This is a genomic window from Collinsella aerofaciens (genome assembly GCF_040920445.1).
GTDB lineage: Bacteria > Actinomycetota > Coriobacteriia > Coriobacteriales > Coriobacteriaceae > Collinsella > Collinsella aerofaciens_BH.
In genome coordinates, this window is record NZ_JBCOTQ010000009.1 from 42,767 (window position 1) to 54,832 (window position 12,066).

The following is a 12,066-nucleotide window of genomic DNA, read 5'->3' on the forward strand; positions in this document are numbered from 1 at the left end:
TGCTCGAGTTTGCCGTGAAAGAGGAGCGCCGCGTACTAAATGTACGCAAGCGACGGTTTGAACGGCAAAATCGGGTGCCTGGGAAAGCCGCTATTTCAGAACCCAGTTGTCGAAGGAAAGACCGTAATCCGCATACTTGTCGCACAGGTCCTTGACCGTGCCGTCCTCGCAGAGTGCCTTGAGCGACTCGGTCACGGCGTCGGCCGACTTGGTGTCGCCCTTCTTAAAGCCGACGGCGTAGTGCTCGCTGGACAGCGGCTCATCAAGCTGCGTATAAGCATCGGGCTTGGCGGCAAGCTGATACTGGGCAATCGAAAGGTCGCAAGCCACGGCATCGACCGCGCCGCTCTCGAGCTGCATAAACGCCGTGTTGTACTCACCGATGGTGTCGAGCGTGGCAAACGTCGCCGCCAGATCCTTCTGGTCACCCTCAAGCACATCCTGCGCAGCGGAATCGGTCTGGGTAATCACGGTCTTGCCGGCAAGATCGTCCCAGCTCTTGATGCCTGCATCCTTCTTTACCACCAGCACCTGCTCGTTGAGCATGTACGGCTCGGAGAACGTGTAGTCGTCCTCGCGGCCCTCCATGGTAAAGCCGTTCCAGATGCAGTTGATGGCGCCCGAGTTAAGCAGCGTATCCTTGGCATCCCAGTCGATGGCCTCGTATTTGACCTCCCAGCCCTGCTTATCGGCAACAGCCTTGGCCAGATCGAGATCAAAGCCGGTGTACTCGCCATCGTCGCCCACAAAGCCGTACGGAGGATAGGACTTATCAAAGCCCACCACGAGCTTCTTGGACTCCGCAGCGCCCTTCACATCCTTGGCCGCGGCAGAGCCAGCAGCGGAGCCCTTGCCGGCACCACCGCCGCAGCCGACAAGACCAAGGCCAAGCACCGTGGCAAACGAGCCGGCTAGACCAACAAACTGACGACGAGACATATCGGTATTCATGGTATTCCCCCTTGATGGCACTTTAGTTAAGTAAAGTGAGTCATGTAACGTCCAGAATCATACACTTTAGCGTGATAGAGCACAAGGCGAGTTTGCCCGCCGCGTGAGGGGTGTGGGGGTTAAGTTTCCTGCTCTACAGTCCTGCTCACGACGGAGGCCACATTAAGTGGCCTCCTGTTCGTGCGGAACTCGCGATAAACTTAACCCCCACACCCCTCACGCGGCGGGCAACCGTCGTTGGGCTTATCACCGACACGATTAAACTGCTTGCATATCGTCTGCTGGCTTGGCACGGTACAATACTTGCAGCTTTAATTCATGAATTAGTGGAGTTATTGATGGCAGAATCTCGTGCGGAGCGTAAGGCTCGTCGTGCTTTGATCGAGGCGGCTGAGGGGTCGAAGGAGGAGAAATCTTCTACGAAATCCAAGTCTTCTAAAGCTGCAAAAAGCAAATCGACCAAGAACAGGGCTAAGAGCAAGCGTTCTGACTCTCGTCGGAGCGAGGTCAAGGCATCTCAGACTCGCTCCAAGCGCTCGCATAAAGATCCGGTTTCGTCTGCGCGTAAGGCTGTGGACCCCAAGTCTCCCTGTTCGATCATGAAAGCTTGCGGTGGGTGCACGGCGCTCAATCGTCCTTATAAGAAGCAGCTCGCCGCCAAGCAGGCTGCCATGGAGGAGCTTTTTGCTGCTCTTTGCGAGCGCGAGGGTATTAGCGTCGACCCCATTCGCGGTGTGGGCGTCACCCTGGGCGACCCGGGCAAATATCCTGCGCCGCGCAGTTTTCGCCATAAGGCCGCCACTCCCTTTGCCCCCGGCAAAGAGGGCGCTGTCCGCTGCGGCTTTTTTGAACGTGGCACGCACAGAATCGTTGCTGTTCCTAAATGCCCCGTCGAGGCACCGGGTGCCCGGCAGATTCTTAACGGCATCGCGCGTGAGGCCGAGCGCCTGCACATTCCCGCCTTTAACGAAGACAAGCATCTGGGCTTACTTCGCTATGCTGTCGTTCGCTGCGGCTGGCGCACCGACCAGATCATGGTCACCCTCGTGACCGCCCAGCGCGACCTGCCGCATGCACAGGAATTCTTTGAGGCCGTCGCGGCACTCGATCCGCACATCGTCACCGTCGCCCAAAACATCAACGGACGTCCCGGCAACGCCATCCTCGGCGAGGAAACCCGCATTGTCTATGGCGCCGAGTGCATGCGCGACCAGCTGCTCGGTTGCGAATTCGATATCTCCCCTACCGCGTTCTACCAGACCAACCCGCAGCAGACCGAGCTGCTCTACCAGCTCGCTATCGACGGCATGGATCTGCACCAGGGCGATGTGCTTATGGATGCTTACTGCGGTAGCGGTACCATCGGTCTTTGCGCAGCTAAAGATGCCCAGAACAAGGGGATCGGCATCATACTGCTCGGCGTGGAGCGCAATCCGGCGGGCATTGCCGACGCACGCCGCAATGCCGAGCTCAACGGTCTTACCCGCAGCGCTTGGTTTATGGCCGACGACGCCACCGATTACATCCTGGATGCCGCCGATAACAACGAGCGGGTCGATGTCCTTTCCATCGATCCGCCGCGCGCCGGCTCCACGCCCGAGTTCCTCGAAGCTGCCTGCGCGCTTAAGCCGCGCCGCATCACCTATATCAGCTGCAACCCCGTAACTCAAGAGCGCGACCTGCATCAGCTCCTCGACGGAGGCTATTGCCTGCTCAAGATCACGCCCGTCGACATGTTCCCTCACACCGACCACACCGAAACCGTAGCGGTCCTCGAACGCCGCTAACCAACCTCAGTAGATTTTTGGGACAAGAAAGGGGGCGACCCGCCTGGGCCGCCCCCTTCGCTTGGTTTATAAACTCCGCTACATCCCATTGCGCAGATCGCACACGCCGGCTGCCGCCATCTCGCGCAGCAGCGTCTCGCGGTCGCGCGTCACGATCAAATCCAGCGGGAAGTGAATCTCGTCGAGCATCTTGCGCGCGTGATCGAGCTTGCCAATGGCCATGCCAATGTGGGCATCGGTTGACACGCCAATGCCCACGCCCAGCTCGGCGCAGCGCTCGGCGATCTTGCGGCATACGGCCCAATGCTCAGTGTCGACACCGTGTTCAAGACTATGGTTGTTGATCTCGATAATCTTGTGCTTGGCCTTAGCTGCCAACAGCACCTCGTCGATATCGAACGGCACGCCCGAACGCCCCGTGTGACCCAGCATGAACACCTTGGGGTGCTCCAGGGCATTGATATACATCTCGGTCGTCTGGGCCAGCGTCGCGCCTTCAGCAATCTGCGGATTATGCACGCTCGCAACCAAATAATCCAAATTTCGCGTAACCAAATCGAACAGCGAATGCTGACGGCTGTACGAATCGCCGGCAATATCGAGCGTGACAGGAGTGTCCTCGCCAAACAGGCTTCCGTCCAGCGAAACGATATCGGCCTCGGCACCACGCAGCACCAGCACGCCGCTCCAAATGCGCGGCCAGATATCCTGGTTGATAAAGAACTGGTAACTGCGCAGGTCATTGGGGCAAGCCGTAACCATAGAGCTCAGATGGTCGGCAGATCCGAGCACCTGCAGGCCACGCTCTGCCGCCCAGTACACATTCTCCTCAATGGTCGAATATGCATGCGCAGAGAACATCGTATGGGTATGAATGTCACAAGAAAGCAGGTAGGGCATCAGGTCTCCTTATCTGGCACGGCCGTCGCTTATATTCATTGTACGCATAGCCTTCGATAGTCGTAAAACCACTCCATCGCAAAGACACAACGTTCATGACAACGGGGTCCGGCTTAACACCAAACCCCGTTTCACGTAAAACATTGTAGGCAGAGCGCTTTACTTTTAACGATACTCGTCCGCCAACTGTTTCCAAGCGGGTAGCGAATTGACAATCGTTTCGTAACTCACGCAATAGCCCAGGCGGAACCAACCCGGCATACCAAAGCTGTCCGAGGGAACCGCAAGCAACTCATACTTCTTTGCGCGCTTGCAAAACGCATTCGCATCGGGCTCGAGTGCCTTCACCCACAGGTAGAATGCACCATCCGGCTCAACATAGGTGTAGCCGTACTCCGTTAGTGCGTCGGTAAGCGCGGTGCGGTTGCGCGCATAGGCCTCAACGTCACTCGGCTCATCGATGCAGTCGATAATTACGCGCTGAAAGAGCGCCGGCGCGCACACGAAGCCCAGCGTACGGGCAGCACCCGCAACAGCCGGCATCAGACGGGCAGCCTGCGGATTGGTGTTGGGAACCAAGATCCACCCCACGCGCTCGCCCGGCAGCGACAGCGACTTGGAATACGAGTAGCACACGATGGTGTGCTCGTAGATCGAGGGCACCCAAGGCACCTCGGCACCGTACACAATCTCGCGGTACGGCTCATCCGAGATGAGCATAATCGGATTCTCGGGATCGCGCTGAGCGTTGGCCTCGCGCAGAACATTGGCCAGTCGCGTCAGCGTGTCGCATGTATATACGGCACCGGTCGGATTGTTGGGAGAGTCAATGATGACGGCCGCCGTCTTATCGCTGATCGCCTTGAGCACGTTGTCCACGCTCAGCTGGAACGTATCTTCATCGGCGAGCGCCTCAACACACGTACAGCCGGCCTTCTCAATCCAAACGCGATACTCCGGAAAGTACGGGGCGATAACAATAACCTCGTCGCCCGGGTTCGTAACGGCGTTGAGCGTGCAGGTGAGCGAAGCCGCGGCACCCACCGTCATAAATACGTCTTTGCCCTCATAGCTCGTGCCAAAGCGGCGGTTGAGCGATTCGGCCACAGCGGCACGACATTGCGGCAGGCCCGGTGCGGGCGTGTAGCCGTGCAGCTGGTCGCTCGGCAGCTCCAGGGCCTTCTTAATCGACTCAGCCACAGCAGCGGGCGCCGGAACGCTCGGATTGCCCAGCGAAAAATCGAATACGTTTTCCGCACCGATCTGCGCCTTGCGCTCAAGGCCATAGCTAAAAATCTCACGGATGATGGAGCTTTCCGCGCCGCGAGCATACATAGTTTCGTTGATCATCTGTTCCCCTTTCGCATAGGCGCTATTGTACGCTTTAGCTGAGCAAAGTGCCGCAGCAATGTTGATTGGGGACAGACGGCCCCATATCGCTCAAAAGAAAAGCCTCCGCAGGTTTCCCCGCGGAGGCTTTCGCCACAAAGACTATTTGTCGGCGTCGGCATCGGCATCGGCATCGGCATCGGCATCGACGACGGCATGGTCATCGTCAGCACCATCGGATGCGGCTTCGGCATCCTCCTGCATGGCCGCCTGCGCAAAGGCCGCGGCATCAGCCGCCAGCTCCTCCTCGCTCATACGAGGCGCGCGCTTCTTGGTCGGCATGCCGGCCGCCTTGGCATTGCGCTCCTCCTTGGCCGCCAGGATATCGCCCTCGCACTCAAGGTAGGCGTCCCACTCGTTATCGAGCAGGGCATTCACGGCATCGCCCTCGACAGTCTCGCGCTCAAGCAGCACCTTCGCCATCAGATCGAGCTGATCGCGACGGGCATCCAAGATCTCGACAGCACGACGATGGGCCTCGCGCATGATGCGCTGAACCTCGATATCAATGCGGCGCGCCGTCTCCTCGGAGTAATCCTGATGATCGGCATAGTCGCGGCCCAGGAATACCTGATGCTGCGCCTCGCCAAAGACCTGAGTGCCCAGCTCCTCGCTCATGCCCAAACGTGTGACCATCTCGCGCGCCATCTTGGTTGCGCGCTCCAGATCGTTGCTCGCGCCCGACGTGATGTCATCGCACATGAGCTCCTCGGCAACGCGGCCGCCCAAGAACACGGCGAGCTCGTCGAGCATCTCGTTCTTGGTCTTGAGGAAGTGGTCCTCCTGCGGAAGCTGCAGCGTGTAGCCCAGAGCCTGACCGCGGCTGACGATCGAGATCTTGTGGACCGGATCGGAGTGCTCCAGGATGTGGCCCACCAAAGCGTGACCGCTCTCGTGGTAGGCAATCGTGGTGCGCTCGGCCTCGGTCATCATGCGACCCTTGCGCTGCGGTCCGGCAATCACACGCTCCATCGATTCCTCGACCTCGTCCATCGAGATCACGGAACGATGACGGCGAGCAGCCAGCAGCGCAGACTCGTTGAGCAGGTTCGCCAAATCGGCGCCAGTAAAGCCAACGGTCATCTGGGCGAGCTTCTCAAACTTAACGTCCTCGTCCATCGGCTTGTTCTCGGCATGCACGCGCAAAATCTGCTCGCGGCCCTTCACATCCGGACGGTCGACCGTAACCTGACGGTCAAAACGGCCGGGACGCAGCAATGCCGGATCCAGGATGTCAGGACGGTTGGTCGCAGCGATCAGGATGACCGACTCGCTTTCCTCAAAGCCGTCCATCTCGACTAGCAGCTGGTTGAGCGTCTGCTCGCGCTCGTCGTGACCGCCGCCCAAGCCAGCTCCGCGCTGACGTCCCACGGCATCGATCTCATCGATGAAGATGATCGACGGGGCCTGGGACTTGGCCTCCTTAAAGAGGTCACGCACACGGCTGGCGCCGACACCTACGAACATCTCGACAAAGTCGGAACCCGAGATGCTAAAGAACGGCACGCCCGCCTCGCCGGCAACGGCCTTGGCCAGCAGCGTTTTACCGGTGCCCGGAGGGCCAACCAGCAACACGCCACGCGCGATCTTGGCGCCCAGCTTGCGATAGCGATCCGGATCGCTCAAAAAGTCACGGATCTCCTCGAGCTCCTCGACTGCCTCGTCCACTCCGGCAACGTCTTCAAACTTGACCTTGGGGCGTGTGGCCTCGTTGGTCTTGGCGTTGGTCTTGCCAAACTGCATGTTCCTGTTGTTGGCGCCCATCATCTGGCGCATAAAGTAGAACATGATGGCGATAAGGGCAATCGTCGGAAGCACACTCATCGCCAAGTCGCCCCAAAAATCGGGATCGTTGGTGTTGACGATGTACTTGGTATCGGGGTGCTCCGCCATGAGCTCGGCAAGCGAATCGGAGCCGACATAGGTCGAAGAGAAGCTCTTGAGCTCGCTCGTATCGCCCTTGTCCTTTTTTGTCTTCCAGTAATGACCCGTCACGCTTCCGTCTTGAACCGTATAGGTCAGATCTTCGACGCGATCCTGCTTGATGGCGCTGACCATCTCGCTCGTCGCGAGCTTAACGGTATTGCTGGAGCTGGCAAAGCCGGAACCCATATTAAAGAAGGCATAGCCCAGAAGCGCGCAAGCCAAAAGAAAATACAGCCAGCCCGTACGCGTGGGCTTCTTGCCTCCGGACATCCCCGGGATCTTTGGGTCCCGGGGAGTCAGGGAATTGTTGTCGTTACGGTCGTCGGGCATCTTACGAATAAACCTCCGGTTTCAAAATGCCCAGATACGGAAGGTTGCGATAGCGCTCGGCATAGTCGAGGCCGTAGCCCACCACAAAGGCATCGGGGCAATGGGTTCCAACATACTTGGGCGTGATGGCCGAGACGCGGTCCTCAACGTCCTTCCACAGGAAGGCGGCGACCTCCAGAGAAGCGGGCTTGCGGCTCTCGAGGTTCTTCATCAGATACTTGAGCGTCAGGCCCGAGTCCAGAATGTCCTCGACGATCAGCACGTCGCGACCGCGGATGTCGATATCCAGGTCCTTAATGATACGCACGATACCCGAGGACTTCACACCGTCGCCGTAGCTCGAAACAGCCATGAAATCGATGTTGGTCGGCAGCTCGATCTTACGCATCAGGTCGCCCATAAAGACCACGGCGCCGCGCAGGACCGCAATCAGCACCAGATCCTTACCCGCGTAGTCGCGCGTAATCTCCTCGCCCAGGCGAGAGACGATACCGTCGATATCCTCCTGCGTGAACAGAACCTTCTCGATATCCGGATGTTGAGAAGCCATGACAACCCTTTCTTGTGCTTATCGCCCACACACCGCCGTATGGACGCGAACTACACATTCTAGCAGCGCACGGGGTAAATTTACCAGCCCGTGCGCCATCAGCGCGGGAATACCGTCAACGTCGCACAGAATAGCAGGCGTGGGACGCTATTCCGCATCGACCACGCGGAGCAGATATGCCACGCGCGTTGCGGGCGTGCACTTAAAACGCTCGTCCGCGCGAACTCCGGCGACCCACACCACGGCACCCCCCGGCGCCGTCCTCACCATGGGCACGCCGGCGCGCTCGGAAACGGGAATGCGAGCCTCACCTAGCAAATCGGATACTTTCTTGCTTCGGCCACTCATCCCTAACGGGCACATCACGTCTCCCGGCGCGGGACCGTCCACCCACAGGCGCGCCAATCGCGCCTCGACAGGGATCTCGCCACGCGAGCCCGCCAGGATCCGCTCACTATCGCTGTCGGCAAAACCCAGGGCAGCCGCGTCTACCAAAGCTGTCACTTCCCCGGCAGCCGCGAGCTCACGGGCGCGGCGCACGATATCGCATCCCGGCTCAACGGCCATCGGTTCTGTGACCAGCATACGTCCCCCGCCCAACGGCAAACGACCGGGTACGGTAACCCAGTCCGCGACCAGGCCCTCGCGAGCCGCCGGCGCCTTAAACGCCAGCATGCCAAACTCAATGCGTGCGTCAATCCCCGCCGGAAGCGTGACCGAGCCGGCACCCTCGGCAACGCAGGAAAGGACTCGCTCCACATGTCGCATCTCGGGGCGAGCATCCGGATCGATGCGTTTGATCGCCAGTCGCACGATGCGCCGCGCGATTACCACCTCGGCCGCAGCAAGGCGCCTGGCATCGAGCACCAGCGCGCCCGCTGCCTCTTTGCGCAAACAGCTTCGAAACGCCTGTGCCGAAAGCTGAGACAAAAACGCGTCCTCATCGCCTAAGATCTCGCAGGCGGCGCCAATCGTCTTGCAGACGCTCGCGTTGCGCTGCGCCACCACCGGCATCACTCGATGGCGCACGTAGTTTCGCAGATACGAGATATCCTCATTGCTCTCGTCTTCACGCCACGGCTGACCATGTACCTGTAGATAGCCCACGAGCTCGCCATGAGTTAGGTCGAGCAAGGGACGCACCACGATATTCCTCCGGCGAGGAATGCTCGATAGGCCAGCAGGCCCTGAACCCTTAATCGCGTTCATCAAAAACGTTTCCGCGCGATCCGAAGACGTGTGCGCGGTGCAGATACGAGCCGCCGTTCGCGGTGCCCCCGTCTGGGCGCAGAGCTCGCGAACATACCTCCGCGCCGCGGCATAGCGCACTTCGCGGGCCGCGGCCTCAATATTGCCCGACTCCCCATCAAAATAAGCGTGCTCCACGCACAGCGGTAAACCATATTTCGCGCAGAGCTCACGCACAAAGGCCTCGTCGCCATCGGACGCCTTGCCGCGCAGATGATGGTTTACATGCAGCACATGCAGGCGCTCGCGAGCAATGGGGGCAACACCGCGCCCGTCTTGGATATCCAGCTTTGATGTGCACGCCATAAGAAGCAGTGCCGTCGAGTCCGCGCCGCCTGATACCATGAGCACGACAGGAGCAGCCTGCTGCCTCGTTCGGGTCTCATCGACTGCCCCGGGCACGGCATGGTGTCCGTAATGCTGTGATACCGTAGGCATTTGCTTCCTCCTCTATTCGTCCGCACCCATTGTATCCTTTGGAATCTTATGTCTCGTCTGCACCTTCATATCCTTGGCAGCGGCTCAAAAGGCAACTGCGCGCTCATCGAAGGCCCCCGGGGGCTCATTATGGTCGATGACGGACTGTCTCGCCGCGTGACATTAAAGCGCATGGCAGAACTGGGGCTCTCGACAGACAACGTCTCGGCTCTTCTCATTACTCATGAGCATAGCGATCACATCAAGGGCCTCGATGTCTGGTGCAAGCACTGGCACGGCCCCCTCTTTGCCAGCAGGGGCACTCTTTCGAGCAAAGAAAATCTTTCGCATCTGCCTGTCGAGGAATTCGATCCCGGTGACACCCTATCCATTGCCGGCATCCACGTGCAAACCTACTCAACGTCACACGATGTCATCAATCCAGTCGGCTATCGATTCGACACCCTCGATGATTCCATCGGCTTTGCCACCGACACCGGAGAGCTATCGAGCCAAGCCATGAACACCCTCAAAGATTGTCGAGTCCTCGCACTCGAAAGCAACCACGATGTGACCATGCTGCGCGAGGGAGAATATCCCCGCTTTCTTCAGGAACGCATCCTGTCTGCAAGGGGACACCTCTCCAATGGCCAAGCCGCCGAAGCCGCGCGCGAACTTGTTACCGATCGCACCGAACAGCTCATTGCCATGCATATCAGCCAAGATAACAATCGTCCGAGCCTTACCGTCAAAAGCTATGCCAAAGCTCTGGCCGCAACCCTGGATGACGAGGTCGGCAGCTCCGCAACCCTTCTCCAAGGATCGCGAAAACTCTCGATACGCCCCGCAAGCCAGTATCGGCCAGCAACCATTCAATAGACTGTCCTAAACAGCAAAAGGGGCCGGGAATCGCTTCCCAGCCCCTTTTGTTGTCTTTTAATAGCGAAGAACACCAACGAAGTTATTCGATGGAGATCTTCGTAACGTTCTTCTTCTCGACAATCTTAGGAACCGTAACGGTAAGGATGCCGTCGGCGTACTTTGCAGAAAGGCCCTCGCTCGAAGCATCCTTCAGGTACACACCGCGCGTCGCACTGTACGAGCTAAACTCCTTCTGCAGGAAGTTCTTGCCCTCGTTCTCTTCGCTCTCCTCGACATTCACGCTAATGGAAAGACGACCCTCATTGAGCTCAACGTCGATGTCATCCTTGGCGACGCCAGTCAAATAAGCCTTGACCTCGTAACCGTCGCCCTTGTCCTCAACATCGACGGGAAACGCCTTAGAGGCGATAGAGTTATTTGCCAGGTCGGTCATATCATCAAAGAGATCAAACAACGAGCTAGCAGAGGGACGAACTCCAAAAACCGAACGATAAGGAACCATGCTTGCCATGACTACCACTCCTTTAAAGGACTGCCGAGCCATCTTCTAGGTGGCAGGGACTTCTTTTGACGCTCTAATATATGCCCACCCAATTCGTATATATACACTTTGATATAAAGTTTTTTAAGTCTCTTTCTATAAGCATATCTAAGTCTTAGTGACTAAGGTTTTAACGAGGTTAAGGTTCTTTGAACAGAGCCTTGAATACCGAATACGCGCCTGTCAAAACGAAGCAGGGGGCTTACAATGAGCCCATACTCATTGCTAATGACAACCTAAGGGCATCATGGACGATCAGACCTCCGACAATTCGTATGAGCCGCTACAGAATGATAGTTCTGCCTATTCACAGCCCATACGCTACCATCGTCCCCATATTTCCCAAGAGCCCATTAACGATGCAGAGCCTGAGTATGTAACTCGCAATCGATATCAAACCCTTGAAGAATCTCAATCAGCTCGTAGACACATGGGTGTCGCCTCGAGCGATCCGGTGTATCTAAAAGATGCCCCCTTATCCAAAAACAGCGTATGCAGCCAGGAGCAATCACAAACACCCACCAAGCAGCATCGCAGAGGACCCCGTCCCAAGCAAACTCTAACGCATTCCGCACGCTATCTTGAGACGCCTAAGCAGGGGAAATCGATATTTACATCGTCAAACAGACGGCGCAAACAGCACCGCCTCCAAATCGCGCTCTTGATCATTGCCGTCGTGGCAATCGCGCTGGTCATTCATTTTATTTTCTTCAAATAGAGAAAGCTATTAAAGCATAGAGGCGTTTAGCCCATATCGACCAAACGCAAAATAGGGGGAGGCCGCGAGGCCTCCCCCTTCTCAGTTCAAGCGTACGGCTCGGTGCCGTCCACCGGTCAGCGGCGCCCTGGCCTCCCACGGGCTGACCCCGCAGTACTCTCGGCGCGATGGGGCTTAGCTTCCGGGTTCGGAACGGGACCGGGCGTGCCCCCCATGCTCTGGCCGCTGACCGGTGGGCGGCGCCCACCGTTACGGTGTCCTGGGTCGTCCGGCGTGCCCTGAGGGCCGCATGGCGCATAGGGGAGGTGACTCGGGGGCATCCTCGTGCCCGGACCGCGCATGAGCGCTCAGTCCCGCGGGCCGCGAGGTGCGGTTCCGGAAGAGCTCGGGCGATTAGTGCGGCTCGGCTGAGGACGTCGCCGTCCTT

General features: G+C 58.3%; 10 protein-coding genes and 1 rRNA gene. 3 read left to right on the top strand and 8 right to left on the bottom strand.

Annotation, left to right across the window (positions count from 1 at the left end; translation table 11 throughout):
- Positions 1–90: 90 nt before the first annotated feature.
- Positions 91–951, bottom strand: a complete 861-nt coding sequence (locus AB5405_RS02640) for a transporter substrate-binding domain-containing protein (protein WP_368137512.1) — start codon at positions 949–951, stop codon at positions 91–93.
- A gap of 338 nt (positions 952–1,289) precedes the next feature.
- On the opposite strand from AB5405_RS02640, the gene rlmD reads away from it, so the two are divergent.
- The gene (gene rlmD, locus AB5405_RS02645) at positions 1,290–2,738 is read left to right on the top strand and encodes a 23S rRNA (uracil(1939)-C(5))-methyltransferase RlmD (protein ID WP_368137513.1); all 1,449 of its coding nucleotides are present in this window, start codon (positions 1,290–1,292) and stop codon (positions 2,736–2,738) included.
- 78 nt (positions 2,739–2,816) lie between these two features.
- Here rlmD and AB5405_RS02650 read toward each other — a convergent pair whose 3' ends face one another.
- The 5 genes from AB5405_RS02650 to tilS form a co-directional block, all read right to left on the bottom strand.
- The gene (locus AB5405_RS02650; RefSeq protein ID WP_349117146.1) at positions 2,817–3,638 is read right to left on the bottom strand and encodes a phosphatase; all 822 of its coding nucleotides are present in this window, start codon (positions 3,636–3,638) and stop codon (positions 2,817–2,819) included.
- Positions 3,639–3,803: 165 nt separating this feature from the next.
- Positions 3,804–4,988 (bottom strand): pyridoxal phosphate-dependent aminotransferase, encoded by a 1,185-nt coding sequence (locus tag AB5405_RS02655; RefSeq protein WP_368137514.1) that lies wholly within the window; start codon positions 4,986–4,988, stop codon positions 3,804–3,806.
- 141 nt (positions 4,989–5,129) lie between these two features.
- The gene (ftsH, locus tag AB5405_RS02660) at positions 5,130–7,223 is read right to left on the bottom strand and encodes an ATP-dependent zinc metalloprotease FtsH (protein WP_368137515.1); all 2,094 of its coding nucleotides are present in this window, start codon (positions 7,221–7,223) and stop codon (positions 5,130–5,132) included.
- Positions 7,224–7,284: 61 nt separating this feature from the next.
- Complete coding sequence (hpt, locus tag AB5405_RS02665; RefSeq protein ID WP_022093938.1) at positions 7,285–7,833, bottom strand: hypoxanthine phosphoribosyltransferase; 549 nt, start codon at positions 7,831–7,833, stop codon at positions 7,285–7,287.
- 147 nt (positions 7,834–7,980) lie between these two features.
- The gene (tilS, locus tag AB5405_RS02670; protein WP_368137516.1) at positions 7,981–9,519 is read right to left on the bottom strand and encodes a tRNA lysidine(34) synthetase TilS; all 1,539 of its coding nucleotides are present in this window, start codon (positions 9,517–9,519) and stop codon (positions 7,981–7,983) included.
- Between the two features lie 48 nt (positions 9,520–9,567).
- Between tilS and AB5405_RS02675 the strand changes: the two genes are divergently transcribed.
- Positions 9,568–10,377 carry an MBL fold metallo-hydrolase gene (locus tag AB5405_RS02675; protein ID WP_368137517.1) on the top strand — a complete coding sequence of 270 codons (810 nt, stop codon included), beginning with the start codon at positions 9,568–9,570 and terminating at the stop codon, positions 10,375–10,377.
- Between the two features lie 82 nt (positions 10,378–10,459).
- On the opposite strand, the gene AB5405_RS02680 is transcribed toward AB5405_RS02675, so the two are convergent.
- Positions 10,460–10,891, bottom strand: coding sequence for an Hsp20/alpha crystallin family protein (locus AB5405_RS02680; RefSeq protein ID WP_368137518.1), 432 nt, complete (start codon positions 10,889–10,891; stop codon positions 10,460–10,462).
- A gap of 277 nt (positions 10,892–11,168) precedes the next feature.
- Between AB5405_RS02680 and AB5405_RS02685 the strand changes: the two genes are divergently transcribed.
- Positions 11,169–11,639 carry a hypothetical protein gene (locus AB5405_RS02685; protein WP_368137519.1) on the top strand — a complete coding sequence of 157 codons (471 nt, stop codon included), beginning with the start codon at positions 11,169–11,171 and terminating at the stop codon, positions 11,637–11,639.
- A gap of 114 nt (positions 11,640–11,753) precedes the next feature.
- On the opposite strand, the gene rrf is transcribed toward AB5405_RS02685, so the two are convergent.
- Positions 11,754–11,869, bottom strand: a 5S ribosomal RNA gene (gene rrf / locus AB5405_RS02690).
- Between the last annotated feature and the right edge of the window lie 197 nt (positions 11,870–12,066).

Coding starts and splice junctions, on each gene's coding strand:
- AB5405_RS02640 (WP_368137512.1), bottom strand. CDS start 951: ATGAATACCGATATGTCTCGTCGTCAGTTTGTTGGTCTAGCCGGCTCG.
- AB5405_RS02675 (WP_368137517.1), top strand. CDS start 9,568: ATGTCTCGTCTGCACCTTCATATCCTTGGCAGCGGCTCAAAAGGCAAC.
- hpt (WP_022093938.1), bottom strand. CDS start 7,833: ATGGCTTCTCAACATCCGGATATCGAGAAGGTTCTGTTCACGCAGGAG.
- AB5405_RS02650 (WP_349117146.1), bottom strand. CDS start 3,638: ATGCCCTACCTGCTTTCTTGTGACATTCATACCCATACGATGTTCTCT.
- AB5405_RS02685 (WP_368137519.1), top strand. CDS start 11,169: ATGGACGATCAGACCTCCGACAATTCGTATGAGCCGCTACAGAATGAT.
- AB5405_RS02680 (WP_368137518.1), bottom strand. CDS start 10,891: ATGGCAAGCATGGTTCCTTATCGTTCGGTTTTTGGAGTTCGTCCCTCT.
- ftsH (WP_368137515.1), bottom strand. CDS start 7,223: ATGTCCGGAGGCAAGAAGCCCACGCGTACGGGCTGGCTGTATTTTCTT.
- tilS (WP_368137516.1), bottom strand. CDS start 9,519: ATGCCTACGGTATCACAGCATTACGGACACCATGCCGTGCCCGGGGCA.
- AB5405_RS02655 (WP_368137514.1), bottom strand. CDS start 4,988: ATGATCAACGAAACTATGTATGCTCGCGGCGCGGAAAGCTCCATCATC.
- rlmD (WP_368137513.1), top strand. CDS start 1,290: ATGGCAGAATCTCGTGCGGAGCGTAAGGCTCGTCGTGCTTTGATCGAG.